This window comes from Kitasatospora sp. NPDC015120 (genome assembly GCF_043080305.1).
GTDB lineage: Bacteria > Actinomycetota > Actinomycetes > Streptomycetales > Streptomycetaceae > Kitasatospora.
In genome coordinates, this window is record NZ_JBIBVJ010000002.1 from 202,084 (window position 1) to 227,773 (window position 25,690).

23 protein-coding genes are annotated in these 25,690 nt (G+C 74.8%); 15 read left to right on the forward strand and 8 right to left on the reverse strand.

The window, feature by feature from the left end; all coding sequences use genetic code 11:
• Positions 1-4: 4 nt before the first annotated feature.
• The 3 genes from ACF1AK_RS05715 (at position 5) to ACF1AK_RS05725 (ending at position 3,494) form a co-directional block, all read left to right on the forward strand.
• A complete protein-coding gene (locus ACF1AK_RS05715; protein ID WP_391498026.1) occupies positions 5-448 on the forward strand; it encodes a VOC family protein in 444 nt (147 codons plus the stop codon).
• Positions 449-830: 382 nt separating this feature from the next.
• Complete coding sequence (locus ACF1AK_RS05720) at positions 831-2,123, forward strand: hypothetical protein (protein ID WP_391497500.1); 1,293 nt, start codon at positions 831-833, stop codon at positions 2,121-2,123.
• Positions 2,124-2,219: 96 nt separating this feature from the next.
• A complete protein-coding gene (locus ACF1AK_RS05725) occupies positions 2,220-3,494 on the forward strand; it encodes a hypothetical protein (RefSeq protein ID WP_391497501.1) in 1,275 nt (424 codons plus the stop codon).
• On the opposite strand, the gene ACF1AK_RS05730 is transcribed toward ACF1AK_RS05725, so the two are convergent.
• The 4 genes from ACF1AK_RS05730 to ACF1AK_RS05745 form a co-directional block, all read right to left on the reverse strand.
• Complete coding sequence (locus ACF1AK_RS05730; protein ID WP_391497502.1) at positions 3,472-4,713, reverse strand: MAB_1171c family putative transporter; 1,242 nt, start codon at positions 4,711-4,713, stop codon at positions 3,472-3,474. The two genes, ACF1AK_RS05725 and ACF1AK_RS05730, sit on opposite strands and share 23 nt — an antisense overlap.
• Positions 4,700-5,266, reverse strand: coding sequence for a hypothetical protein (locus ACF1AK_RS05735; RefSeq protein ID WP_391497503.1), 567 nt, complete (start codon positions 5,264-5,266; stop codon positions 4,700-4,702). Before ACF1AK_RS05735 ends, ACF1AK_RS05730 begins: the two co-directional genes overlap by 14 nt.
• A gap of 100 nt (positions 5,267-5,366) precedes the next feature.
• On the reverse strand, positions 5,367-5,831 hold the full coding sequence (locus tag ACF1AK_RS05740; RefSeq protein ID WP_391497504.1) for a hypothetical protein: 465 nt from the start codon (positions 5,829-5,831) through the stop codon (positions 5,367-5,369).
• Between the two features lie 353 nt (positions 5,832-6,184).
• Positions 6,185-7,648, reverse strand: a complete 1,464-nt coding sequence (locus tag ACF1AK_RS05745) for an NCS2 family permease (RefSeq protein ID WP_391497505.1) — start codon at positions 7,646-7,648, stop codon at positions 6,185-6,187.
• A gap of 249 nt (positions 7,649-7,897) precedes the next feature.
• On the opposite strand from ACF1AK_RS05745, the gene ACF1AK_RS05750 reads away from it, so the two are divergent.
• Genes ACF1AK_RS05750 through ACF1AK_RS05760 form a run of 3 tightly spaced genes read left to right on the forward strand, consistent with a single transcriptional unit; the run spans position 7,898 to position 10,986 of the window.
• Positions 7,898-8,182 (forward strand): DUF2530 domain-containing protein, encoded by a 285-nt coding sequence (locus tag ACF1AK_RS05750; protein WP_391497506.1) that lies wholly within the window; start codon positions 7,898-7,900, stop codon positions 8,180-8,182.
• 52 nt (positions 8,183-8,234) lie between these two features.
• A complete protein-coding gene (locus ACF1AK_RS05755; RefSeq protein WP_391497507.1) occupies positions 8,235-10,712 on the forward strand; it encodes an HAD-IC family P-type ATPase in 2,478 nt (825 codons plus the stop codon).
• A 37-nt stretch (positions 10,713-10,749) separates the two neighbouring features.
• The gene (locus ACF1AK_RS05760; RefSeq protein WP_391497508.1) at positions 10,750-10,986 is read left to right on the forward strand and encodes a hypothetical protein; all 237 of its coding nucleotides are present in this window, start codon (positions 10,750-10,752) and stop codon (positions 10,984-10,986) included.
• A 27-nt stretch (positions 10,987-11,013) separates the two neighbouring features.
• Here the strand turns inward: ACF1AK_RS05760 and ACF1AK_RS05765 are convergent, their stop codons facing one another.
• A complete protein-coding gene (locus tag ACF1AK_RS05765; protein WP_391497509.1) occupies positions 11,014-14,319 on the reverse strand; it encodes a sacsin N-terminal ATP-binding-like domain-containing protein in 3,306 nt (1,101 codons plus the stop codon).
• A gap of 214 nt (positions 14,320-14,533) precedes the next feature.
• A complete protein-coding gene (locus ACF1AK_RS05770) occupies positions 14,534-15,415 on the reverse strand; it encodes a DUF3027 domain-containing protein (protein ID WP_391497510.1) in 882 nt (293 codons plus the stop codon).
• 458 nt (positions 15,416-15,873) lie between these two features.
• Here ACF1AK_RS05770 and ACF1AK_RS05775 point away from each other — a divergent pair, with 458 nt between their 5' ends.
• The 4 genes from ACF1AK_RS05775 to ACF1AK_RS05790 all read left to right on the forward strand — a co-directional run bounded on the left by ACF1AK_RS05775 (position 15,874) and on the right by ACF1AK_RS05790 (position 19,566).
• Entirely contained in the window at positions 15,874-17,352 is a 1,479-nt protein-coding gene (locus ACF1AK_RS05775; RefSeq protein ID WP_391498027.1) for an MFS transporter, read from the forward strand.
• A 76-nt stretch (positions 17,353-17,428) separates the two neighbouring features.
• A complete protein-coding gene (locus ACF1AK_RS05780) occupies positions 17,429-17,962 on the forward strand; it encodes a hypothetical protein (RefSeq protein ID WP_391497511.1) in 534 nt (177 codons plus the stop codon).
• 10 nt (positions 17,963-17,972) lie between these two features.
• Positions 17,973-18,728, forward strand: a complete 756-nt coding sequence (locus tag ACF1AK_RS05785) for a futalosine hydrolase (protein WP_391497512.1) — start codon at positions 17,973-17,975, stop codon at positions 18,726-18,728.
• Positions 18,721-19,566 carry a 1,4-dihydroxy-6-naphthoate synthase gene (locus tag ACF1AK_RS05790; RefSeq protein WP_391497513.1) on the forward strand — a complete coding sequence of 282 codons (846 nt, stop codon included), beginning with the start codon at positions 18,721-18,723 and terminating at the stop codon, positions 19,564-19,566. The genes ACF1AK_RS05785 and ACF1AK_RS05790 overlap by 8 nt, the downstream gene beginning before the upstream one ends.
• A 30-nt stretch (positions 19,567-19,596) precedes the next feature.
• Here ACF1AK_RS05790 and ACF1AK_RS05795 read toward each other — a convergent pair whose 3' ends face one another.
• Complete coding sequence (locus ACF1AK_RS05795; RefSeq protein ID WP_350541364.1) at positions 19,597-19,980, reverse strand: cold-shock protein; 384 nt, start codon at positions 19,978-19,980, stop codon at positions 19,597-19,599.
• A gap of 492 nt (positions 19,981-20,472) precedes the next feature.
• Here ACF1AK_RS05795 and ACF1AK_RS05800 point away from each other — a divergent pair, with 492 nt between their 5' ends.
• Positions 20,473-20,709 (forward strand): hypothetical protein, encoded by a 237-nt coding sequence (locus ACF1AK_RS05800; RefSeq protein ID WP_380286901.1) that lies wholly within the window; start codon positions 20,473-20,475, stop codon positions 20,707-20,709.
• A 44-nt stretch (positions 20,710-20,753) separates the two neighbouring features.
• On the opposite strand, the gene ACF1AK_RS05805 is transcribed toward ACF1AK_RS05800, so the two are convergent.
• Complete coding sequence (locus tag ACF1AK_RS05805; RefSeq protein WP_391497514.1) at positions 20,754-21,386, reverse strand: HAD family hydrolase; 633 nt, start codon at positions 21,384-21,386, stop codon at positions 20,754-20,756.
• A 162-nt stretch (positions 21,387-21,548) separates the two neighbouring features.
• Here ACF1AK_RS05805 and ACF1AK_RS05810 point away from each other — a divergent pair, with 162 nt between their 5' ends.
• The 4 genes from ACF1AK_RS05810 (at position 21,549) to ACF1AK_RS05825 (ending at position 25,615) form a co-directional block, all read left to right on the forward strand.
• Positions 21,549-22,577, forward strand: a complete 1,029-nt coding sequence (locus ACF1AK_RS05810) for a FecCD family ABC transporter permease (RefSeq protein ID WP_391497515.1) — start codon at positions 21,549-21,551, stop codon at positions 22,575-22,577.
• Entirely contained in the window at positions 22,574-23,626 is a 1,053-nt protein-coding gene (locus ACF1AK_RS05815; RefSeq protein WP_391497516.1) for a FecCD family ABC transporter permease, read from the forward strand. The genes ACF1AK_RS05810 and ACF1AK_RS05815 overlap by 4 nt, the downstream gene beginning before the upstream one ends.
• Before the next feature lie 15 nt (positions 23,627-23,641).
• Complete coding sequence (locus tag ACF1AK_RS05820; protein WP_391497517.1) at positions 23,642-24,541, forward strand: ABC transporter ATP-binding protein; 900 nt, start codon at positions 23,642-23,644, stop codon at positions 24,539-24,541.
• Between the two features lie 81 nt (positions 24,542-24,622).
• Positions 24,623-25,615 carry an ABC transporter substrate-binding protein gene (locus ACF1AK_RS05825; RefSeq protein ID WP_391497518.1) on the forward strand — a complete coding sequence of 331 codons (993 nt, stop codon included), beginning with the start codon at positions 24,623-24,625 and terminating at the stop codon, positions 25,613-25,615.
• Positions 25,616-25,690: the final 75 nt, after the last annotated feature.

Consider the following 25,690-nt stretch of genomic DNA (forward strand, 5'->3'; position numbering starts at 1 on the left):
GCCCATGCACTGGAAGCTCGTCATCGACGCCACCGACCCGCACCGCCAGGCCGCCTTCTGGGCCGCCGCCCTCGACTACACCGTCGAGGACCACAGCACCCTGATCGCCGGCCTGCTCTCGGCCGGCGCGATCACCCCGGCCCAGGTCACCGAGGTGGACGGCCGGCACGCCTGGCCCACCCTCGCCGCCGTCCGCCACCCCGAGGACCCGTACGACCCCGGCAGCGACACCGGACTCGGCCGCCGCGTCCTCTTCCAGCGCGTCCCCGAGGCGAAGGGCGCCAAGAACCGCCTCCACCTCGACCTCCACCCCGGCCCCGATGCCCGCGAGGCCACCGTGGAGCGCCTGGAGTCCCTCGGTGCCACCGCCCTGCGCCGCGTCCAGGAGCCGGGCGGCTCCTGGACCGTGATGCAGGACCCGGAGGGCAACGAGTTCTGCGTCCACTGACCTCGCGCCGGGGCCCGCCCCACGCCGGGCCCGGCATGCTCCATCGCCCTCCAGGAGCAGATGAAGTAATCGCATAGTGAAAATTCAAGCCAGAAGAGAGCCACAGGCGAGCGATCAGCCGCCTGCGGCTCTCTGCATTCTGTGGCGATAAATCAGCATAGAGCGGCCACTTGACGCGCGTGGATCTAGCCAGGCCGCTCGTTGATCATTTTCAATAAAGATTGACTCCGCTCAGGGCGCGGACGAATGATGCTGGCAACTGACCGGCCGTCACCTCGGCACCCGGGAGAGCGGGAGCACCGCCGAGCGCCGGTCGTACGCGGCCTGCCGAAGGGGCGGGTCCGATGCCGCTCACCATCTGCCACCAAGGGGAGGACCCTTCATGTCCACCAAGCACGCCCTGACCCGCACCCTGGCCGTCACGGCCGCCGCCGGACTGGTCGCCGGCATCGTCGCCACCACCCCGGCCGCCGCCGAGGCCGGCGCACCGTCGTCCGCCGTCGCCATCGCCTCCAACGACAAGGGCAGCCCCGGCCAGGGCGCGTCCGTCGCGATCTCGTCGCTGACCGCCGGCCCGCAGATATCCCGCAGCGAGACGATCAGCCGCGCTGCCTCCTGGGTCGGCATCGGGCTCAACTACAACTGGAACACCACCCACCAGGGCTACCGGACCGACTGCTCCGGGTACGTCTCGATGGCCTGGCACCTCGCCACGCCCGGGCTGGACACCACCAGCTTCGTCCCGAGCGGCGTCGCCTCCTGGATCACCAAGGACCAGCTGAAGCCGGGCGACGCCCTGCTCAACGACGCGGCCGGCGCGAGCGGCCACGTCGTCCTCTTCGAGGGCTGGACCGACTCCTCGCGGACCTCCTACTCCGGCTACGAGTTCACCTCGTCGGGCGTGCACCACCGCACGATCCCGTACCCGTACTTCTCCGGCTACGGCACCTTCAAGCCGGTCCGCAACAACAGCATCGTGGACGACGCCCAGCCGCTGGCCGGCGACCAGCCGGTGGCGGGGAACTGGGACGGCGGCGGCTCCGCCAACGTCGGCGTCTTCCGCCCCTCCACCGGAGAGTTCCACCTGCGCAACGACGACGGCAGCCTCACCAAGGTCAACTGGGGCGCCTACGGCGACCTGCCCGTCTCCGCGAACTGGGACGGCACCGGCCCCGACAACATCGGCGTCTTCCGCCCCTCCACCGGAGAGTTCCACCTCCGCTACGACGACGGCACCCTCACCAAGCTCTACTGGGGCGCCAACGGCGACCTCCCCGTCGCCGGCAACTGGGACGGCGGCCCCGCCGCCAACATCGGCGTCTTCCGCCCCTCCACCGGAGAGTTCCACCTGCGCAACGACGACGGCAGCCTCACCAAGCTCTACTGGGGCCAGCAGGGCGACATCCCCGTCTCCGGCAACTGGGACGGCACCGGCCCCGACAACATCGGCGTCTTCCGCCCCTCCACCGGAGAGTTCCACCTCCGCTACGACGACGGCAGCCTCGTCAAGGTCAACTGGGGCACCAACGGCGACCTCCCCGTCTCCGCCAACTTCGACGGCGCCAACGGCGGCCCCGCCGCCAACCTCGGCATCTGGCGCCCCTCCACCGCCGACTTCCACCTCCGCATGGACGACGGCAGCCTCATCCAGATCAACTGGGGCCAGCCCCGCTGACGAACGCCCGCCGGGGCACCCAGACCCATCGTGCCCCGGCGGGCCCGCGTGTGACGCCACCTCACCGGATTCCCAACGGAAGCAGAGCCCGCCACCATGAACCGCACCGTTCACCACCTCGCCGCCGTCACCGCCGCCGCCCTCGTCACCGGCGCCCTCGCCCTCGCCCCCGCCACCCAGGCGAGCGCGGTCGACCTCTCCAACCCGGCCGCCGTCACGCTGGCGCCCGACTGGTCCTGCGGACCGGTACAGAGCACCGACCAGGCCCTCGCCGGCCAGCTCAACACCGTGCTGACCGGCTCGCTGAGCGGCTACATGACGGCCTACCGGGTCTCCTGCGCCCGCGCGATCGTCAACGCCGTCAAGAACCGCGGACTGCCCCAGCGCGCCGCGGTCCTCGCGGTGACCACCTCCATCGTCGAGACCACCCTGCGCAACAACCCCAACGAGGAGGACCACGACAGCGTGGGCCTGTTCCAGCAGCGGGCCAGCTGGGGCTCCTTCGCCAACCGGATGGACCCGGCCTGGGCGACCAACGCCTTCCTCAACGCCATGCTCAACGTGCCGAACTGGCAGACCCGGCCGATCGGCGACGTGTGCCAGTTGGTCCAGGTGTCCGACTACCCCGGCAAGTACCAGCTCCAGGCCGCCGACGGCGAGCGCATCGTCAACGCCCTGTTCAGCGCCAGCGGCTCCGGCGACCAGCCGGTGGCGGGGAACTGGGACGGCGGCGGCTCCGCCAACGTCGGCGTCTTCCGCCCCTCCACCGGAGAGTTCCACCTGCGCAACGACGACGGCACCCTCACCAAGCTCTACTGGGGCCAGCAGGGCGACATCCCCGTCTCCGCCAACTGGGACGGCACCGGCCCCGACAACATCGGCGTCTTCCGCCCCTCCACCGGAGAATTCCACCTCCGCTACGACGACGGCACCCTCACCAAGCTCTACTGGGGCGCCAACGGCGACCTCCCCGTCGCCGGCAACTGGGACGGCGGCCCCGCCGCCAACATCGGCGTCTTCCGCCCCTCCACCGGAGAATTCCACCTGCGCAACGACGACGGCACCCTCACCAAGCTCTACTGGGGCCAGCAGGGCGACATCCCCGTCTCCGGCAACTGGGACGGCACCGGCCCCGACAACATCGGCGTCTTCCGCCCCTCCACCGGAGAGTTCCACCTCCGCTACGACGACGGCAGCCTCGTCAAGGTGAACTGGGGCACCAACGGCGACCTCCCCGTCTCCGCCAACTTCGACGGCGCCAACGGCGGCCCCGCCGCCAACCTCGGCATCTGGCGCCCCTCCACCGCCGACTTCCACCTCCGCATGGACGACGGCAGCCTCATCCAGATCAACTGGGGCCAGCCCCGCTGATCCGGTGCTCACCTTCACCACCCCCTCCGCCGCCCGGCGCGCCGCTCACCGGCGCGCCGGGCGCACCCAGCTCCCGGGCGGCGGCGACCACCGCGGGCAGCTCGATCGCGGCCGCGACCCGCTGGAACCAGCGGATCTCGGCGTCCAGGTCCATCTGCTCGTCGCACGGCCTCAGCCGGCCGCCGGGCGCTTGGTCCCGCCCTTCCAGTTCGGCTGTCATGGCGTACCGCAACAGCACCGCCTCGACGGCGGGCGCCAGTTGGCCGTCGGCGATGCTCCCGGCGCGCAGTCGCTCCTCGGCGGCGGCCAGAAGGGCCTCGCTGAGGTGCCCCTCCAAAGCGAACACACTGTCCCGGATCTCGATCACGTACCGGTACAACCGAAGCCGCGGGTTGTTCCGGCGCAGCTCCTCCGGCAGCGGCAGGACCACCTCGGGCGTCGCCGCCTGCAGCAGGCGCCACAGCGGCGCGATCCGGTCGGCCTGCCGTACGGCCACGCGCTTCTGCCGGTACTCGGCCAGCGAGGGCCAGAGCACCGAGAGCGCGAACAGCGCCGGGGCGAGCGCCATCAGGGCCTCCGTGACGACGCCGGCCGCCGCCGGCTGGAGATTCGGCCAACCGAATTGGCTCGCGTTCAGGTGGACCAGCCGGTGCGTCAGGCCCGCGGCGCCCAGCAGCGTCGCGATCCGCATCAGCCAGAGCGAGGTCCGCACCGGACCGGGCCCGGCGTGCTTCCCGTGTACCCAGCAGAGCCGGGCGAAGGCCGCCAGCCCGATCGCGAGATCGCCGGTCAGGACCACCCAGTAGAGGTAGCCCGCCGGCGGGCCCTCGCTGTACGTCGACAGCTCGGTGTCGACGCCCGGGCGCGGCATCACCAGGAACGCCGCGGTCAGCGCGCACGAGGCCACCGCCAGTCCGGCCATGTTCAGCCGGGACACCCGTCCCCGCGCCCGCCCGGTCATCTCCCGGACGAACTCCAGCATGGTCGCCGTGGCCGCGAGTCCCACCAGGTGGACCAGCAGGTTGGTGACGCTGACGACGCCCAGCAGCGCGTCGACCACCCGCCGGACCGCCGGGGCCCCCAGCGTCGTCGACACCGCCCAGCACGCCCACACCGTCCACAGCACCCGGTTGCGCCGGGGTGCGGTCCGCAGCCCGCGCAGGCCGAGCAGGGTCAGGATCCAGACCGGTGGCAGGACCGCCAGGTCAAAGGGCCTCATCGAGGCCCTTCCGCTCGTAGGCGTAGGCGAAGGTGCACTTGACCAGGCAGAGCGCGTCGGCCGACTCGCGCGAGGCACCCGGCCGCACGGCCGGGACACTGTCGAAGTGCTGCCACATCAGGGTGGCCAGGAGCTCGGTCTGCTGCTCCTGGTCACTGGTCGTCCGGGTGGGGTCCCGGGCCAGCAGCCGGGCGGCCATCACCGGGTCCAGGTCGGGGAAGAGCCGCCGCAGGGCGTCCTGGTCCGGCTCGCCGTCCTGCCGGTGGTCCAGCAGGATGTGCGCGAGCTCGTGCAGCACGATGTGGGCCTGGTGAACGGGGCTGGTCACCACCGAGTAGTAGACGTGGTCGATGTCGGCGAGGGCGATCCACAGCCCGCAGATCCCGGACCCTCCGGAGTCCGTCCGTGGCAAGGGGATCAGTCGCAGCGGCCTCCCGCGCCAACGGGCCACCGCGTCGGCCAGGCTCTCGATCGTGAACCGTCCGGCGACGTCCAACTGCCGGATCAGGTCGTCGCACCGCGCCTTGAACCGGTGCCATTCCCGTTGCTCCACGCGCGCCCCCGCGTCCGTACAGCCCCGTCCGCGCCCCTCCGCGCGCCCCTGGACGGAGTCTAGACGATCGGTCCGCCGACGAACCGGTGACGGCGATACCTTATTCGCCGGCTTCCAGAAGTCCGCTGCGCTCCACCAACGACCGTACGGTGTCCACGCCGTGCGTCGACATGGTCGCCACGGCCGCCGCCCGCAGGGCCACTGACCGCACGTCGTTGGCGCGCATCGCCGCGATCAGCGCGAGCTGTGCCGCGACCCGGTCCGCCACCTCGTCGTCGATGAAGTACGCCTGCGGGACGCCGAAGAACTCGCCCAACGCCCGGAGCGTGCCCACGGTGGGGTTCCCGGCCCGGCCCTTGACCAGCATCCACAGCCGCCCCACGGAGAGCTTCGGCTCCCCCGGCCTGGCCGCCGCGCGGATCCCGTCCGCCACTTCCTGCAGCGTGTAGCGCCGACCGAGCGGCTGCACGGTCGCGAACAGGTACTCGATCCGCTGCCCGAGCCGCTCCGCCTCCGGGTCGGGAACCGCCTCTTCCTCCGCCAGGGTGCCGTCCCGCTCGCTCACGCCCGCCGCCCCCTTCAGCCGCCCGTCGATCGCCGCCCGCCCACAGTATCGCCGACCGCCCGACAACCGTCACGCTCTCCCCGGTTCGGACACCGTCGCCCTCCACCGCCGGCCGCGCCGTCGGTGCCGGAGGAGGCCGACCACGGGCAGGAGGCCGGAGCCTCCGCGGCAGCGCTGCCGCACGCGCGCACCTCACCGGGTGGTCCTTCGAGGCGCGGCAACAGAGCGACCTCACCAGCCCGCTCCGGCCGATTCGCGTCAGCCTGACGGACACCGGAGACCCTCGCCCGTCCCGACGACAGCGGCCCCGCGCTCCGGAGGGGAGCGCGGGGCCGCCGGGCCTTCCACGGGACTCAGAGCAGGCCGAGGGCCGGCATCAGGTAGTAGAAGGCGAAGACGGCGGAGACGGCGTACATCGGGAGCGGGACCTCGCGGCCGCGGCCGGTGGCGAGGCGCAGGACGCAGAAGGTGATGAAGCCGAAGCCGATGCCGTTGGTGATGGAGTAGGTGAACGGCATCATCGCGATGGTCAGGAAGGCCGGGATCGCGATGGTGTAGTCGGACCAGTCGATGTCGCGCACGGAGTTCGCGAGGATCAGGAAGCCGACGGTGACCAGGGCCGGGGTGGCGGCCTGGGCGGGGACCATGGTGGCGAGCGGGGTGAGGAAGAGGGCCACCACGAAGAGGCCGCCGGTGATGACGGAGGCGAAGCCGGTGCGGGCGCCCTCGCCGACGCCGGCCGTGGACTCCACGAAGCAGGTGTTGGCGGAGGAGGAGGTGGCGCCGCCCGCCGCGGTGGCGATGCCGTCGATCATCAGGACCTTGTTGATGCCGGGCAGATCGCCCTTCTCGTCGAGCAGGTGGGCCTCGTCGGCGACGCCGAGGATGGTGCCCATCGCGTCGAAGAAGCAGGACATCAGGACGGTGAAGACGAAGAGCACGCCGGTGAGGACGCCGACCTTCTCGAAGCCGCCGAACAGGCTGACCTCGCCGACCAGGCCGAAGTCGGGGGCGGCGACCGGGTTGCCCGGCCAGGCGGGGACGGTCAGGCCCCAGTTGAGGGCGGGGATGTCGGCGAGCTTGTCGATCACGACGGCGACGGCCGTCATCACGGCGATGGAGACCAGGATCGCGCCGGGGACCTTGCGGACCACCAGGACGAGGGTGAGCAGCAGGCCGAGCACGAAGACCAGGACGGGCCAGCCGAGCAGGTGGCCGCCCGCGCCCAGCTGGAGCGGAACGGTGGTGTGGGCGGCGTCCGGGATGCGGCTGACGAAGCCGGAGTCGACCAGGCCGACCAGGGTGATGAACAGGCCGATGCCGATCGCGATGGCCTTGCGCAGGCCGAGCGGCACGGCGCTCATCACCCGCTCGCGCAGGCCGGTGGCGACCAGCAGCATGATCGCGAAGCCGGCCAGCACGACCATGCCCATGGCGTCCGGCCAGGTCATCTTGGGGGCGAGCTGGAGGGCGACGATCGTATTGACGCCGAGGCCGGCGGCCAGGCCGATCGGGACGTTGCCGATGACGCCCATGAGCAGCGTGGTCAGACCGGCGGTGAGCGCGGTCGCGGTGACCAGCTGGGCGCTGTCCAGGTGGGCGCCGGTCATGTCCGTGGCGCTGGCCAGGATGATCGGGTTCAGCACCAGGATGTACGCCATGGTGAAGAAGGTGGCGACGCCGCCGCGGATCTCGCGCGGCAGGGTGGAGCCGCGCTCGCTGATCCGGAAGTAGCGGTCCAGCGCGCCGGACGGGGGCTTCGGCGTGTCGGGCTGGGCGGGCTCGGGCGACTCGGTGGTCGGCTGGGCCACGGGCATGCTGCGTCCTCTGTGGGGGGCGGAGGAGAGGGGGAACCGCCCGGGAACGACGGTGGCGCCGGGCGACCCGGTGGGACGGGCACGAAGCACGGTGTCCTGAGCATGCCGCGACCGACCGGAGAGACAAGTATGGGTTCCTCGATCGCTCGTACGCTATCTTCGCGCGTAGAACGAATAACCCAGGTAACAGGCGCGGACAGTCGCCGCCAGAATCGATCGGACGTACGCCCGCACCGTACCCTAGGGCCCATGCCCAAGACGCCACTGCACCCCTCGCCCCCGCCGCTGGAGGCCAACGACGTCGCCATCGTCGGCGGCGGCACGGTGCTCTGGTTCGTGGCGTTCGTGGCCCTGCTCCCGTTCTGGGGCACGCTCTCCGACCACGGCCACGGCAGCTGGCCGTGGATCTGCCTGGCCGGCGGCGGGCTCGGACTGATCGGCCTCTGGTACTGCCGGGCCCGCCGGGACGCCATCGCGCGCAGCCGGGCGGCCGCCGCCGCGGAGGCGCAGAATCCGGCCACCCGGTCGGACTGAATAGTCCTTTAGTAGCACGCATCGGACATAAGGCACCCGTAGAGTCGGTGCCATGACGCAGCCTGCGCAGCCCGCCGAGGAACAGCCCGCCGGTGACCAGCCGGACGGCGCGCACCCGCTCGGGCTGCTGCCCGGGAGGCAGGGCGGGCTGACCGCCGGCGAGGTGGCCGAGCGGGTCGCCCGCGGCGAGGTCAACGACGTTCCGGTCCGCTCCAGCCGCTCCACCCGGGAGATCGTCCGGGCCAACGTCTTCACCCGGTTCAACGCGATCATCGGCGTGATGTTCGCGATCATCCTGGTGGTCGGCCCGCTCCAGGACGGCCTGTTCGGCCTGGTCATCGTCGCCAACACGGCGATCGGCATCATCCAGGAGCTGCGCGCCAAGAAGACCCTCGACAGCCTCGCCCTGATCGGCGAGGCCCGGCCCCAGGTGCGCCGCGACGGCGTCGCCCAGCAGGTCGCCGTCGGCGAGATCGTGCTGGACGACACCGTGCTGCTCGGCATCGGCGACAAGGTGATCGTCGACGGCGGGATCACCGAGGCGGACGGCCTGGAGATCGACGAGTCGCTGCTCACCGGCGAGCCGGACCCGGTGCTCAAGCGCCCCGGCGACCCGGTGATGTCCGGCAGCTTCGTGGTGGCCGGTGCGGGCGCGTTCACCGCCACCAAGGTCGGCCGCGAGGCGTACGCGGCGCAGCTGGCCGAGGAGGCGAGCCGGTTCACCCTGGTGAAGTCGGAGCTGCGCAGCGGCATCGACAGCATCCTGCGGTTCATCACCTGGCTGCTGGTGCCGACCGCGATCGGCCTGATCATCAGCCAGCTGGCGGTGGAGGGCCGGGACTGGCGCGAGGCGGTCCGCCGGATGATCGCCGGGATCGTGCCGATGGTGCCCGAGGGCCTGGTGCTGCTGACCTCGGTGGCCTTCGCGATCGGCGTGGTCCGGCTGGGCCGCCGCCAGTGCCTGGTGCAGGAGCTGCCCGCGATCGAGGGGCTGGCCCGGGTGGACACCGTCTGCCTGGACAAGACCGGCACCCTCACCGAGGGCGGCATGGACGTCGTCGACCTGCGGATCATCGAGGCCGGCGAGGCCGGCGGACCCGACGAGGCCGGCGGACCGGACGACGGCGCCCGCAAGGAGACCGTCCGGCAGGCCCTGGGCGTGATGGCCGGCGCCGACGCCCGCCCCAACCCGTCGATGCAGGCCGTGCTGGACGCCTACGGCGACGGCAGCGGCGAGCGGCGCGACGGCTGGCGGGTGATCGAGGCGATGCCGTTCTCCTCCGCCCGCAAGTGGAGCGGCGTGCAGCTGCTGGAGCCGCGCGGCGACGAGGCCAGCTGGCTGCTCGGCGCCCCCGACGTGCTGCTGCCCTCCGGCCACCCGGCCCTGAGCGAGGTGGACGACCTGGGCGCCCAGGGCCTGCGGGTGCTGCTGCTGGGCCGCACGCCCGTCCCGCTGGACGCCCCGGACCCGGCCGCCGGGCTGCGGCCGCTCGCCCTGGTGGTGCTCCGCCAGCGGCTGCGCGAGGACGCCGCCGAGACGCTGCGCTACTTCGAGGGCCAGCGGGTCGAGGCCAAGGTGATCTCGGGCGACTCGGCGGTCTCGGTCGGCGCGGTCGCCGCCCACCTCGGGCTGCCCGGCGCCGACCACCCGGTGGACGCCCGCACCCTGCCCGCCGAGCCGCAGGCCTTCGCCGACACCGCCGAGCGCACCACCGTCTTCGGCCGGGTCACCCCGCAGCAGAAGCGCGAGCTGGTCGGCGCGCTGCAGTCGCGCGGGCGCACCGTGGCGATGACCGGCGACGGCGTCAACGACGTGCTGGCGCTCAAGGACGCGGACATCGGCGTGGCGATGGGCAGCGGCAGCGACGCGACCAAGGCGGTCGCCCAGATCGTGCTGCTGAACAACTCCTTCGCGGTGATGCCCTCGGTGGTCGCCGAGGGCCGCCGGGTGATCGGCAACATCGAGCGGGTGGCCGGGCTGTTCCTGGTCAAGACGGTCTACTCGGTGCTGCTGGCGCTGCTGGTGATCTTCACCCACTCCCCGTACCCGTTCCTGCCCCGGCACTCCACCGTGCTGTCCACCCTGACGATCGGCGTGCCGGCCTTCTTCCTGGCGCTCGCGCCCAACAACGAGCGCGCCCGCACCGGCTTCGTGCGCCGGGTGCTGCGACTGGCGGTCCCGGGCGGCCTGATCGCCGGGACGGCCACCTTCACCGCGTACGCGCTGGCCCGGGCCAACCACGCGACCGACCTGAAGTCGGACACCAGCGTGGCGACCCTGACGCTCTTCCTGGTCGCGCTCTGGGTACTGGCGATCGTCGCCCGCCCGTACAACTGGTGGCGGCTGCTGCTGATCGGGACGATGGGCGGGGCGTTCACCCTGGTGCTGACCGTGCCGTGGCTCTCGGACTTCTTCCAGCTCTCGCTGGCGGGCACCCGGGACCCGTGGATCGGCGTCGCCATCGCCGTCGCCGCCGGGCTGGTGCTGGAGGTGGTCTGGCGGATCGTGCGCCGCCGGACCGATGATTGACGGGGGACCGGGGAGCGGGCGACAGGGGGGTGCCGCGATGGGACGCAGGGGCGGTGAACTGGAGGCCTTCGCGGCCTTCCTGGGCGGGCTGCTGGCCACCGGGGTGCTGGCCCTGGCGATGGCGGGGGCCGGCGCGCTGGCCGGGATCCACGCCGGGCCGCGGCTGACCAAGGTGGTGATCGCCGTCCTGACCGCCGCCTGGGTGGTGATCACCCTGACGATCTACCTGCGGCTGACCGCCCGCGGCCGGACCCGCTCCGGCTCCCGCTCCTGAGGCACGGGAACCGGAGCGCGGCGGCTCTCAGCCCTCGAAGTCGCGGGCGGCGGACAGCTCGTAGGCGCGGTCCGGCTCGCTGAGCGCGGCCAGCACCTCGAACCGGCGGTGCCACTGCCCGACCGACCAGGCCAGTCCGGCGGCCAGCCCCTCCGGCGTGGCCGCGTGCAGCAGCCCGGGCACCGGCGGCACCTCGAACTCGTCGTCCTCGTCCGCCTCCTCGGCCGACTCCGGGTCGTACGGCGCCTCCGGGGTGCCGGCCGCGGCGTCCCAGCGCCAGTCGACGGCGGCCTCCTCGCCGTCCGGGCCGACCACCAGCAGTTCCTCGTGCTCCTCGTAGGCGGCCGGGCAGCCGGGCAGCAGCTCCCGGACCACGGCCGGCACCCGGTGCAGGGCGCCCTGGGAGAGCACCCGGCCGCCGGCCACCTCGCTGGCCAGCGAGACGTGCAGCCGCTCGGCGAGGTCGGCGGCGAGCGCCGGGGCGACCGGCAGCAGCGGGTGGTCGTGCAGCAGTTCCACCAGGTCGGGGGCGTCCGCGACGACCGCCTCGGAGGCGTCCACCACGACCGTCCGCCCGGGGCGGCGGCCGGTGGCGCGGTCCAGCGGCGGCACCGCCCGCACCACGTCCAGCGGCTCGATCCGCTCCACCTCGACCCGGGCCAGCGCGCTGTGGATGCCGTGCAGCTGACGGTGCCCGACCTCGGCGGCCGGGTCGGTGAGCCGGTCCAGCACCTCGTCCGGCCCGTGCGGCTCGGCGAGCAGCGCGGCCAGCGTGGTGCGCACCCCCAGCGCGTGCAGGAACTGCTCGTCCAGGGTGGTGCGGGCCTCGTCGTACAGGCCGCGCAGCAGCGGGTCGGCGCCGGCCGCGCGCAGCCCGGCGGGCTCCCGGCCGTCCAGCACCGGGTGGTCGCGCAGCCACCAGGCGGTGTACGGCGGCAGGTCGGCGTACGAGCCGTCCGGCAGCAGCGTGCGGACCGGGCTGACCACGGCGTCCCGGTACGGCGGGCGGGCCAGCGCGGCCAGCGCCTGCGGCCAGGCGTCGTCGTCCACCAGGTCCAGGTCGCGCACGGCGAGCAGCTCGGCGGCGACCGGCGGGACGCCCGCGGTGTCCCCGTCGTCGGCGTGCAGCGCCTCCAGGGCGTCCTCGGCCCACTCGGCCAGACCGTCCGGCGCCTCGTCGATCAGCCCGGTGGGGTGGCCGCCGGCCGCCCGGTCGGTGGGCACGGTCGGGTCGAGCCGCTCCAGGTCGTCGGGGTCGAGCACCACGTCCTCGGCGCGGACCAGCACGAACTCGGCCGGCACGCCGGCGGCGGCGAGCACCTCCGGGCCCCAGCGCTCCAGCAGTTCGTCGTCCACCCAGGCGGCGTCGTCCTCGCGCGCCAGCGCGGCGAGCGGGGTGCCGGGGAGCAGCAGCTCACCGGCGCGGGCGGGCTCGCCCTCGTCGTCGAGCAGGGCCAGCCGGGCCAGCCAGGGGTGCTCGCCGGGTGCCGGGGCGGCCGCCCTGACCAGCGCCAGCACCGCCTCGGCGAGGTCGGCGGCGGCGTCCGGGTCGTCCTCGGCCAGCTCGTAGGAGCGGGCGACGGCGGCCCGCACCTCGGGCGTGTCCAGCACCCCGGCCGGGGTGGCCGCGCCGGCGCCGAGCCTGGCCAGCAGCGGGTGGGCGGCCTCCGGGTGGGCGAGCCTCAGGTCGAGCACGGCGAGGGCGCCGGCCAGCGACTCGGGGTAGCCGGGGAAGGCCGCCCAGTCGGCGGCGTCGGAGGGCAGCAGGACGCGGCGCGGGCCGGTGACCGTCCGTCCGTCGGCGAGCGGCACCGGCAGCGCGCCGAGCGCCTCCGGGTCGGCGCCGCCGAGCGCCGCGTACAGGTTGCGCCACCAGGCCGGCTCCCGGTCCAGGCCGCCCAGCTGGTCGACCACCTCGGCGAGCGGGACCCGGCGCACGTTGAGCACCCGCAGCTCGGTGCGGCGCTCCAGGCCGGCCGGCAGCAGACCGGGGAAGATCGGCGCCAGCGCCTCGACCACCGAGCCGTCCGCGCCCTCCAGCAGCGTGGCGTCCCGGGGCCGCAGCGCGGGCGTGCCTTCCTCGACCGGCGCCGGGTGCGGCAGGAACGGCGTGCCGGGCAGCCGGGAGAGCACGGCGGCGCGCAGCGCGTTGTCCAGCGCGCCCTGGCCGAGCGGGCCGGGCACCAGGCCGAGCGAGCCGAGGTCGCCGCCGCGGGCGCGCAGCAGGTCGGCGTAGGCGTCGGCGGCGCGCTCGGTGAGGAAGTCGGCGAGCGGGCCCGGGGCGACGTGCCGGCGGGTGGAGTCCAGCGGGTAGGAGGCGATCAGCAGCGCGGGCAGGCCGAGCGGCTCGTCGCTGGGGGTGGGCGCGTGCAGCACCGGGGCGATCGCGGGCCGCTGCGGAGCGCCCTCGTCGGAGACCGGCACCGCCCAGGTCACCGTCCAGTAGGGGCGGGCGCGCTCCTCGGTGGGCCGGTCGGCGAGCAGCTCGGCGCCGAGCGCGCCGGCCGCCTCGGCGGTCTGCCAGACGGTGCGCCGCAGCCCGCCGCCCGCGTCGTCGGTGACGGTCACCTCGGTGACTCCGTCGGGCCGCGGCTCGGCGGCCGAGCGGGTCAGGGTGCGGGTGCCCTCCGAGGTCTCCACCACCACCTCGGCCAGGCCGGGCAGGGTGAGCAGCAGCGCGTCGTCGATGCCGGTCAGCAGCCGGCGGGTGAGGTCCTCGGCGGCGGCGTCGCGCAGCGGCAGCACCACCACCGTGTCGTAGCCCTCCGGCGCCGGGCCCTCGGCGGCGAAGGGCAGGCGCAGCAGCGGGACGTGACCGTCCCGGCGGCGCAGCTCGTCGGCCAGCGCGGGCTGCTCCTCGGCCAGCACCCGGGCCTCGCCGAGCGACCAGCGCACTCCGCCGGCCGAACCGAGCACGGCGGGCTCGTCGGTGACGGCGAGGACGGCGGCGAAGCCGACGCCGAACCGGCCGACGGTGGTGTCGTGCCCGCCCCGCTTGGAGGAGGCGCGCAGGGTGGACAGCGACTCCACGGCGGCGGCGTCCAGCGGCGCGCCGGTGTTCGCGGCGGCCAGCACGCCGTCCGCGAGGGTGAGCCGCAGCCGTCCGGGACCGCGCCCGGCGCGGACGGCGGCGTCGGCGGCGTTCTGCGCCAGCTCGACGACCAGCCGGTCGCGGTAGCCGCCGAGGGCCAGTTCCTCCTCGGCGTTGGCGTCCTCCCGGAACCGGGCCGGGGAGGCGGCCCAGGCGTCCAGCACCCGGCGGCGCAGCTCGGCGCAGCCGAAGGGGTCCGCGAGGTGCTCGTCCGTGCCGCTGCCGATGATCCGAGGTTCCACTGGACCTGCCGCCTTCCGCCGCCCTGTTGTGCCCTACGGGGGCATTCTTCCCTGCCGGAAGGACTGCTCCGGACACGCCCCCGGCGGCGGCACGTCCCGGCCGACGGTGACGCGGGCGCCGCCGGGGGCGGCGACGGGGGCCGACGGCGACGCGGGCGGGCGGCAACGGCGGCGGCCCGCCCCACCGGATGGGACGGGCCGCGGGCGGCTCCGCTCAGGAGTGGCCGAGCTCCTCGGTGGGCGCGTCCGGCTCGACCGAGCCGGAGAGCCGGTCCGGGTGCAGCGGCAGCGGCTCGACCACCAGCTCGTCCAGGATCAGCTCGGCGGGCGCCGGCGGGGCCGGGATGACGGCGGCCTCGGAGTGGCCGCCGCAGCCGTAGGCGAAGGAGACGATCTGGCCGTCGGCCGGGCCGAACTCGTTGCCGCAGACGCCGAAGGCCTGGCCGAGCGTGCCGCCGATCGGGATCAGGAAGCCGCAGCTGACGCAGGAGGCCGGCGCGGACTGCGCCATCGGGGTCTGCGGGCCGTGCGCCTTCTCCCAGCGGTCGGCGGCCAGGTGCATGCCGAGCCGGGAGAGCACCCGGCTGCGGCCCAGGCCCAGCTCGTCGGCGACGGCGCTGATCTGCGCGCGCACCGGCGCCGGCTGGATGTCCGGGTCGGAGACCAGCACGTCCTCCTGCGCGGCCTGGGCCACCGCAGAGTTCGGCGCGGGCTCGTCCTCGCCGGTCCAGCCCGGCTCCAGGCGCAGGTCGTCGGCGTCGGTGGGCAGGAGGTCCCCGGGGCCCATGTCGCCCGGGCGCAGCCGCTCGCTCCACGGCACCCACTGCGGGGCGAGGATCGCGTCGGCGCCGGGCAGCAGCACGACCTCGTCCAGCGTCACGTTCTTGGCGCGCGGGGCGCGGGCCACGGTGACGGCCCAGTGCCAGCCCCGGTACGCCGCGTCCAGGCACTCGAAGGTGTGGGTGACGACACGGTCGGCCTCGGCCTGGACACCCAGGTGCGCGCCGACGGTCTCGGCGCCGACGGCCTCCTCGGCGGCCTGGCGGGCGAGTTCGACGGCCTCGGCACAGAGCCGATCAGGGGTACGGCTTCGCATCGCAGCACTCACGGCGTCGATTCTCTCCCAGTTCTTCTGTCGCCCACGGCGAGTTGCCTGTTCCGTCGCGGCTCGGTTTCCCCGTCCATTCTGCGCGACCGCGGGCCGCCGCGGATACCGGCCGCGCCGCTCGGCAGGTCCGCCGGCGCCGGTCGGGCTTCCGGGCGGACCCTGGGCAGGCTACCCGTCGGTCGGCCACCCGGCACAGTCCGGGGCGTCCGCAGTGGCTCCGGAGCGTCCGGAACGGGAACACCGGCCGTCGGCCGCGCGGCGCGGAGCGGAATCCCGCGTTGTCATCCCGATTCTGGGGCAGGATGGGCATTGTGGCGGACGAGAAACCGTCGCAGCACGCACTGCGGGCCTCGCAGACCGGCGTTCCCGGCGAGGTGAACGCGGTGCCGCGACAGCAGCCTCCGGTCCACGCTGCGGGCGAACCGCAGCCGGTGGACCCCTCGCCACTGCCCGCCGACGACCCCGGCGCCACCGGGTCCGTCGCGGGCGGCCGGACGGAAGCGGCGGAAGCGGAGGAGCCACGCCGGCACTTCCTGGTCCGCACCGCCTCCGCGGCCGGCGCGCGCACCGGCAAGGTGGTGCACGGCACCGGGCGCCGGATCCGCCGGGCCACCGCCGCCGAGGGCGCCGGCGAGTCGGGCCTGGCCAAGCTCATCGAGCTGCACGCCCTGAACGCCTTCGGCGACATGCTGATCACCGTGGCGCTCGCCTCCACCATCTTCTTCTCGGTGCCCACCGGCGAGGCCCGCGGCCGGGTGGCGCTCTACCTGCTGGTCACCATGGCGCCGTTCGCCCTGCTGGCACCGGTGATCGGCCCGCTGCTGGACCGCCTGCCGCACGGCCGCCGGGCCGCGATGGCGACGTCGATGCTGGCCCGCGCGGTGCTCGCCTGGACGATGGCCGGCGTGGTGGCCGGCGGCGGACTCGCGCTCTACCCGGAGGCGCTCGGCGTGCTGGTCGCCTCCAAGGCGTACGGGGTGGTGCGCAGCGTGGTGGTGCCCCGGCTGCTGCCCCGCCGGCTCTCCCTGGTGAAGGCGAACTCCCGGGTCACCCTGGCCGGGCTGCTGGCCACCATGGTGGCGGCCGGCGTCGGCGGGCTGCTGCACCTGATCGGGCCGGGCTGGCCGCTGCGCGGCGCCTTCCTGGTGTTCGTGGCGGGCACCCTGATGGCCTTCCACCTGCCGCACGAGGTGGACTCGGCCAAGGGCGAGCAGCGCGCCGTGCTGCACGCCGAGCAGCACCCGCCGGACCACCGCCACGCTGCGCCGGGCGGCCCGGGCGGCGCCGGGACGGGCGAGCCGGCCGCCGCCGGGCAGCGGCCCAGGGCCTCGCTGCGCACCGTCGGCCCCTCGGTGATCCTCGCGCTGCGCGCGATGGCCGCGATGCGCTGGCTGGTCGGCTTCCTGGTGCTGTTCCTGGCGTTCCTGCTGCGCGACGAGCCGGTCGGCGGCCTGCAGCCGACCGTCGCGCTCGGCCTGGTGGCGCTGGCCGCCGGGACGGGCAACGCGCTCGGCTCGGTGCTCGGCTCCTGGCTGCGCCCGCGCGGCCCGGAGCTGACCGTCACCGCGATGCTGCTGCTGGCCGGCTGCGCCACGGCCGCCGCCGCGCTCTGGTACGGCACGGTGACGGTGGTGGCGGTCGCCGGGACGTCCGGGCTGGCGGCCTCGCTGGGCAAGCTGTCGCTGGACGCGCTGATCCAGCGGGACGTCCCCGAGTCGGTGCGGACCTCCGCCTTCGCCCGCTCGGAGACGGCGCTCCAGCTGTCCTGGGTGGCGGGCGGCGCGGTCGGCATCCTGCTGCCGCTGGACGGCGCGCTCGGCCTGTCGGTGGCCGCCGCCGTGCTCGGTGCGGTGCTGCTCTGGACGCTCCGCTCGCTCCTGCGGGTGGGGCTGCGCCCCCGCCCGGCCGCTCCCCGGGTGGCGTAGCGGCCGCTTCCGCGGACAACACGCGGTTGCCGACCCCCGCGCAGCGTGATCGCGAAAGCCCGGTAGCCTCTGACGCATGAGCCTCAGCACCCGCGCAGTCGCCGGCCTCGGCGCCGTCGTCGTCATCGCCGCCGGCACGGTCGGCGGGTCCATCGCCTACGCGTCGAACCAGCACGAGATCAGCGACCACCGCGCCACCCTGGTGGTCGGCAACTCCTCGCAGGCCCACGACCCGTTCTGCTTCAACGGCGGCCAGCCGCTGACCGAGCAGCAGCAGGAGGAGTGCCAGGACAAGGCCGGCAAGGCCCTGGAGAACGGCACCCTCCCGTCGTCCGACGTGACGGTCAGCGACCGGATCGGCATCGGCGTCAGCCCGGAGGTGGCGGACCGCGGCTGGTGGGCCAACACCAACGGCGGCCAGCAGGGCCAGGGCGGCCGGTTCATCCTGGCCTCGGCGGCGCGCAACGCCACCTTCTCGGGCTCGGTCCCGGCCGGCAAGGCGCTCAACGCCTCCGGCAAGACCCTCATCACCGTGGTCGAGACCGACCCGAAGACTCCGGACTCGATCTACGCCGTCTGGTACTTCCAGCTGAACACCCAGGACAGCTGACGGTCGTCCGGTGACGGCACGACTCCCCGGCGAGCAGTCGGACCCCGCGCGGGCCCGGCTGCTCGTCGTCGTCGCGGTGCCGGCCGAGGCCGAGGCGGTGCTGCGCGGTCTGGGCGCTTCCCAGGGCCCCCGGGAGCGGGTGGCGCTGCCGGGCGGCGCACTGGACCGCGTCACCCACCCCTCGGGCGTGACGGTGGACGTGCTGGCCGGCGGGGTCGGCCCGGGCGCCGCCGCGGCCGCCGCGGCCACCGCGCTCACCGCCGCCCGCTACGACCTGGCGCTCTCCGCCGGGATCGCCGGCGGCTTCGCCCCCCGGGCGGCGCTCGGGGCGACCGTGGTCGCCACCGCGATCGTCGCCGCCGACCTGGGCGCGGAGACCCCCGAGGGCTTCGCCGACGTCACCGAGCTGGGCTTCGGCACCGTCCGGCACACCCCGGCGCCGGCCGCCGTGGCACTGGCCGCCGAGGCCCTGGGCGCGGTCACCGGGACGGTGCTGACCGTCTCGACGGTGACCGGCAGCGCCGGGCGCGCCGCCGCTCTGACCGCCCGCCATCCGGACGCGGTGGCCGAGGCGATGGAGGGCTTCGGGGTCGCCGAGGCCGCCGCCCGGCACGGCGTGCCGTCGTTCGAGCTGCGGACCGTCTCCAACGCCGTGGGCCCGCGCGACCGGTCCGCCTGGCGGATCGGCGAGGCGCTGGCCGCGCTGGAACGCGCCTTCGCCGCCCTGCCCCACCCCGCGCTAGTGAAGGAGGCCGGCCGTGGCTGAACGGCTGAGCATCGCGTACTCGCCCTGCCCCAACGACACCTTCGTCTTCCACGCCTGGTCGCACGGCCTGGTGCCGGGCGCGGACGCCCCCGAGGTCACCTTCGCGGACATCGACGTCACCAACGGCCTGGCCGAGCGCGGCGAGCTGGACGTCCTCAAGGTCAGCTACGCCGCCCTGCCGTGGGTGCTGGACGAGTACACCCTGCTGCCCTGCGGCGGCGCGCTCGGGCGCGGCTGCGGACCGCTGGTGCTGACCCGCCCGGAGAGCGGCGACGACCTGAGCGGGAGGACGGTGGCCGTCCCCTCCGAGCGCTCCACCGCCTACCTGCTGTTCCGGCTCTGGGCGGCGAAGGCGGTGCCGGGTGGTCTGGGGAGGATCGTGGTGCTGCCGTTCCACGAGATCATGCCCGCCGTCCGGGACGGGCGGGTGGACGCCGGCCTGGTCATCCACGAGGCCCGGTTCACCTACCAGGACTACGGCCTGCGCTGCCTCGCCGACATGGGCGAGGCCTGGGAGCGGGAGACCGGACTGCCGATCCCGCTGGGCGCGATCATCGCCCGGCGCTCGCTCGGCACCGAGCGGCTGCGGGAGCTCGCCGGGGCGATCCGCGCCTCCGTGCGGCAGGCCTGGGAGGACCCGGAGGCCAGCCGCGGGTACGTGCTGGAGCACGCCCAGGAGATGGACCCGTCCGTCGCGGACCGGCACATCGCCCTGTACGTGAACGAGTTCACCGCGGACCTCGGCGAGGAGGGGCACGCGGCCGTGCGGGCACTGCTCACCCGGGCCGCCGCGGAGGGGCTGGTGCCCCCGGTCGGCCCGGGTGCGCTGGACTTCTGAGCCCGCGCGTCCGGGGGCTCGCCCGGCCGGCTAGACGTCGAACTGGTCGGCCACCCCGCGCAGCAGCACGGCGAGCTTCTGGCCGGCCGGCTTGGCCGGGTAGCGGCCGTGCTGCAGGCCCGGCAGCACCGCGTCCATCATCGTGATGAGGTCCTGGACGAGCGCCGCCATGTCGTCCGGGCTCTTGCGCTGGGCGGCGGCCACCGACGGCAGCGCGTCCAGCAGCTGGACCTGCATCGCCTGGTCGCCGCGGTGTCCGGCGACCACGCCGAACTCGACCCGCTGGCCCGGCTTCAGCGACGTGATCCCGGCGGGCAGCGCCTTGGTGTGGACGAAGACGTCGCCGCCGTCGTCGCGCGACAGGAAGCCGAAGCCCTTCGTCTCGTTGAACCACTTGACCTGGCCGGTGGGCATCTCGAACAGTCCTCGATGTGGGTGTGAGGGATCCCGGGCCCTGGCCGGGGATCGCTGGGTGGTGGGAGAGCGGGCCGGCCTGGGGGCACGCCCGCAGGGGCGCGTACGGTCAGCACGCTGTAAGGAGCAGACTAACGGTCCGTCACTGTCTCATCCGCGTTCCGCACAAGATCCGTACGGAGCTCCGGCGGCCACGGCGGACCCGGGGCCGGCGTGGCCGGGGCGCGGCTCGGCGCTGTCCACAGGCTCGCACCCCCGGTCGCAGAGAGCGGGGCGCACTGATCGCACCCCTCGGCACAGCCTGCATACCCCCGCTCAGCAGGGATCAAAACTCCCAGCGCCCGGAAAACTGCGCAACGTGACCGGGCCGCTCGTCCGCGAAGCGGTCGCGGACGCCGCCGCCCGGCACCGCGCGGCAACGGCCTCCGGCGGCCTCTGCGAGACTGGGACGGCAGCCGAACCCGCCGTCCCGGCCGCAGAGGAGCAAGCCCCGTGAGCAGCCAGAGCGCCGACCGCGGCGAGGTCTACGTCAAGGCCGGAGCGATCGTCTTCGGGCTCGGCGCGCTCGCCACGCTCGTCACCTTCGTCCCGCTGTTCCTGCACCTGACGCCGCTGCCCACGGCCGCGTACTGGCTGAGCATGCTGATGCCGCTGGGCTTCCTGCTCGCCCTCACCGGCCTGCTGCTCTCCGCGCGGGCCCAGCGCCGCCGCTCCCGCGCGAACGCCTGAGCCGGGACCTGGACGAGCCCGGACGGACCTAGGCCCGGACGGACCTAGCCGGCCTTGCCGAGGTGCCCGGCCAGCCAGGCCGGGAAGGCGGTGAGGTCGGGCAGCACCACGTCCGCGCCCGCCGCCCGCAGCTCCTCGGCGCCGTACGGGCCGGTGGCCACCGCCACCGCGACGGCGCCCGCGTGCCGGGCGCCCCGGATGTCGCCGAGGTGGTCGCCGACGTAGACGCCGGCGCCGTGCTCGCGCAGCGCGTCGCCCTTGGTCTCCGCCCAGAGGTCGCCCGCCAGCGCGTCCACCCGCAGGCCCGCGTGCTCCAGGTGGAGCCGGGCGTTCGGCGCGTACTTGCCGGTGATCACCGCCACCCGGCCGCCGTGCGCGCGGACCGCGTCCAGGGCGGCGTGCGCGCCGGGCAGGGCGACGGTCGGCGCGAAGGCGTGGTCCCGGTACAGCGTGCGGTAGCGGTCCGCGACCGCCTCCACCCGCTCCGCCGGGAACCAGTTGCGCAGCTCGTCGAGGAGCGGCGGCCCGAGGCGGGTGACCACCAGGTCGGCGTCGATGGCGGTGCCGGTCTCGGCGGACAGCGCCAGGTAGGTGGCGCGGATGCCGGGCCGGGTGTCCAGCAGCGTCATGTCGAGGTCGAAGCCGACGGTGAGCGGGGCGTCCGGGGTCGCAGGCATGCCGCCAGGCTACCCAACGGAGCGGACCGGCCCGGCCCGCGCGGCCCGGCCGCCCCCTGCGCCCCCCGTGAGCCGGGCGACCCCCGACCTGCGCGGAGTAACGATTTGCCCAGGCTTCGACGTGGAACTTAGGTTTGCCTGAGCTATCTGCGAGAGAGAGCCATGACCGACACCACCGCGCCCGGCAGAGCCCGCCTGCTGCGCCGCCGCATCCTGTGGCTCGCCGCCGCGCTGGCCGTGCTGGCCGCCGCGGTGCTACTGAGCCTGGCGGTCGGCAGCCGGAACATCCCGTTCGGCACCACCCTCGACGCCCTGCTGCACGGCGGGGACTCCACCGACGCCGTCGTGATCCGCGAGCTGCGGGTGCCGCGCACGGTGGTCGGGCTCGCGGTCGGCGCGGCGCTCGGTCTGGCGGGCACCGTCATGCAGGGCATCACCCGCAACCCGATCGCCGACCCCGGCATCCTCGGCGTCAGCCAGGGCGCGGCGGCCGGCGTGGTGCTGGCGATCTCCGCGTTCGGGATCTCCACGCTCACCGGCTACGTCTGGTTCGGCTTCGCCGGCGCGGTGATCGCCACCGTGGTGGTCTACGGGCTGGCCGGGCGCGGCCGGGGCGGGGCCACACCGGTCAAGCTGGCGCTCGCCGGCTCGGCGGTCTCCGCGTTCATCGCCTCGCTCAACACCCTGGTGCTCACCACCGACGCCGCCGCGATGGACCAGTTCCGGTTCTGGCACGTCGGCTCGCTCTCCGGCCGCACCGCGGACGTCGCCTGGCAGCTGCTGCCGTTCCTGGCCGTCGGCACGGTGCTGGTGTTCGCGGTGGCGCGCGGGCTGGACGCGCTGGCGCTCGGCGACGACACCGCCAAGGGACTCGGCGCGAAGACCGGACTGGTGCGGGCCGTCGGCGCGCTCGGCGCGACCGTGCTGACCGGCTCGGCGGTCGCGGCGGCCGGTCCGGTCGCCTTCGTCGGCCTCGCCGTGCCGCACGCCGCCCGCGCGGTGGCCGGCGCCGACCACCGCTGGGTGCTCACCCTCTCCGCCGTGCTGGGCCCGGCGCTGCTGCTGCTCGCCGACACCCTGGGCCGGGTGCTGTTCCCGCCCTCCGAGGTCCCGGCCGGGGTGATGACCGCACTGGTCGGTGTGCCGGTGCTGGTCGCGCTGGTCCGGCGCCGGAAGGTGGTGGCGGCATGACGGCCCCGACGGTGCCGCTGCGCGGCTACACCGTGGTGCGCGCCCGGGGCGCCTCCTTCCTGCTGCACCGGCGCTCGGCCTGGGCGGCGCTCGGCCTGCTGGTGGCGCTGGCCGCCGTCGTCGTCGCCTCGCTCTGCCTGGGCGAGTCCACCGTGGCGCCCGGCGAGGTGCTGAAGGTGGTGTTCGGGCAGCCGAGCCCGCACGAGCTGGTGGTCGGCGAGTTCCGGCTGCCCCGGGTGGTGGTCGGCCTGCTGGTGGGCACCGCGCTCGGGCTGGCCGGGGCGCTGATCCAGACCGTCGCCCGCAATCCGCTGGCCAGCCCCGACGTGGTCGGCGTCTCCTGGGGCGCCACCGCCACCGTGGTCGGCCTGCTGGCGTACGGCGTGGTCGGCTCCACCGGCGAGGTGCCGTACGCGGCCGTCGCGGGAGGGCTGGCGGCCGGCCTGCTGGTGTACCTGCTGGCCTGGCGGCGCGGGCTGCACGCCCAGCGCTTCGTGCTGATCGGCATCGGGATCTCCGTCGCGCTCTCCTCGCTGACCTCGGTGTTCCTCACCAAGGGCGACGGCTTCCAGGCGCAGGCCGCCAAGGTGTGGATGACCGGCAGCCTGAACGGCTCCGGCTACGACCAGGCCGGCTGGCTCGCCCGGGTGCTGCTGGCCGCCGTGCCGGTGGCGCTGTGGGCGGCGCGGGCGCAGCGCTCGATCTCCTTCGACGACGCCACCGCCGTCGGCCTCGGGCTGCGGCTGAACCGGATCCGGCTCGGCATGGCGCTGCTCGGCGTCGTGCTCGCCTCCTGCGCGGCGGGCGCGGCCGGCCCGGTGGACTTCGTCGCACTGATGGCCCCGCAGATCGCCGTGCGGCTGGCCCGCTCGGCGCAGATCCCGCTGTTCTGCTCGGCGCTCACCGGCGCGCTGGTCGTCGTGCTCGCCGACCTGCTGGCCCGCCGGCTGCTGGCGCCCACCGAGCTGCCGGTCGGCGTGGTGACCGGGCTGGTCGGCGCGCCGTACCTGATGTGGCTGCTGATCCGCTCCCGCCGTGGAGGTTCCTGAGTCGTGGAGGTCCCGATGCCCGCCGACGCCGAGTCCGTCGCCGCCGCCGAGTCCGCCGACGCCGCCCGTGCCGCCGGGCCCGTCGACGGCGCCGGGAGCGCGGGCCGGGTGCCCGCCCACCGGCTGGAGGCGCGGGACCTCACCCTCGCCTACGAGGCGCGCACCGTGGCCGAGGAGCTCTCGCTGCGGATCCCGGACGGGAAGGTCACGGTGATCGTCGGCCCGAACGCCTGCGGCAAGTCCACCCTGCTGCGCGCGCTGGGCCGGCTGCTGAAGCCGGTGCGCGGCGCGGTGCTGCTGGACGGCGAGGAGCTGGCGCGCGTCCCCACCAAGCAGATCGCCCGGCGGATCGGGCTGCTGCCGCAGTCGCCGTCCGCCCCCGAGGGCATCGCGGTGGCCGACCTGGTGTCGCGCGGCCGTCAGCCGCACCAGAGCTGGTGGCAGCAGTGGTCGGCGGAGGACGAGGCGGCGGTCGCGGAGGCGCTGGAGCGCACCTCGACGGCCGAGCTGGCCGAGCGCGGCGTGGACGAGCTGTCCGGCGGGCAGCGGCAGCGGGTCTGGATCGCCATGGCGCTCGCCCAGGGCACCGACATCCTGCTGCTCGACGAGCCCACCACCTTCCTGGACATCGCGCACCAGGTGGAGGTGCTGGACCTGGTGCGCCGGCTGAACGTGGAGCGCGGGCGGACGGTCGTCGCGGTGCTGCACGACCTCAACCAGGCGGCCCGGTACGCGGACCACCTGGTGGCGATGCGGGCCGGGCGGGTCGTCGCCGAAGGCCCGCCGGCCGAGGTGGTGACCGCGGACCTGGTGCGCGAGGTGTTCGGGCTGGAGTCGGTCGTGGTGCCGGATCCGGTGACCGGGACGCCGCTGGTGGTGCCGGGCGCGCCGTGGACGGCCCGGGCGGACGCGTAGCGACGCTTCATGCGCCGATTACGCACCAATTCGGACATAATCGACGGACTGCGCTCACCCTCCCCGCCGTCCGAGGTCCCGATGCCCCCGCTCACCCGCCGCACCCTGCTGACCGCGCTCGGCGGGATCGGCGGCGCCGCCCTCACCGGCTGCACGACCGGCCCGGCCGCGTCCCCGTCGGCCGGGCCCCCGGCCGCCGCCGACACTCCGGCCCCCTCCCCCACCCCGCTGCCGCCCGTCACCGTGGCCACCGCCACCGGCCCGGTCACCGTGCCCGGCGCGCCGGTGCGGGTGGTCGCCCTGGACACCGCCGAACTGGACTCCGCGCTCACCCTCGGCATCACCCCGGTCGGCGCGGCCCGGCCCGCCGCGGACCACGCCTTCCCCGACTACTGGCCCGTCTCCCGGACCGCCCGGATCGCCTACGTCGGCCCGGCCGGCGCCCCCGACCTCGCCGCGGTCCGCGCCCTGCGCCCCGACCTCATCCTGTCCAACCGGACCCGCGACGGCGACCGCTACGAGGAGCTGCGGGCGATCGCCCCGACCGTGCTCACCCAGACCACCGGCGCGCCCTGGAAGGCCAACGTCCAGACCCACGCCCAGGCGCTCAGCCGCCAGGACGCGGCGGCGGCGTTCGCGGCCTCCTACCAGCGGCACGTCAACCAGGTGGTGACCGCGCTGGCGAACGCCAGGGCGGGCGGGCGGAGGGTCAGCCTGCTGCGCTTCGTCGAGGGCGGCGGGCTGCGGCAGTACGGCCGGCAGACCTTCCCGGGCACGGTCCTCACCGACGCCGGCCTCGGCCGCCCGGACGCCCAGAACACCGACCAGGCCGACCAGGAGCTCCCGCCCGACCAGCTCGCCAGGGCCGACGGCGACCTGCTCCTCTACGCGGGCTACGGCGACCCGGCCCGCAACGGCCTCACCGCCACCCTGGCGAGCCCCGCCTGGCGGTCCCTGGAGGCGGTGAAGGCGCACCGCGCGTTCCCCGTCGACGACCAGCTGTGGTTCCAGGGCATCGGCTACACCGGCGCCAACTACGTCCTGGAGCAGCTCCAGCGCTTCCTCGGCGTCTGACCGGGGCTCAGCCACGCGGCGGGTGCGTCGCCGCGACCGGGCGCCGGACGTCGTCACGCCGTCGGCACGCCGTCG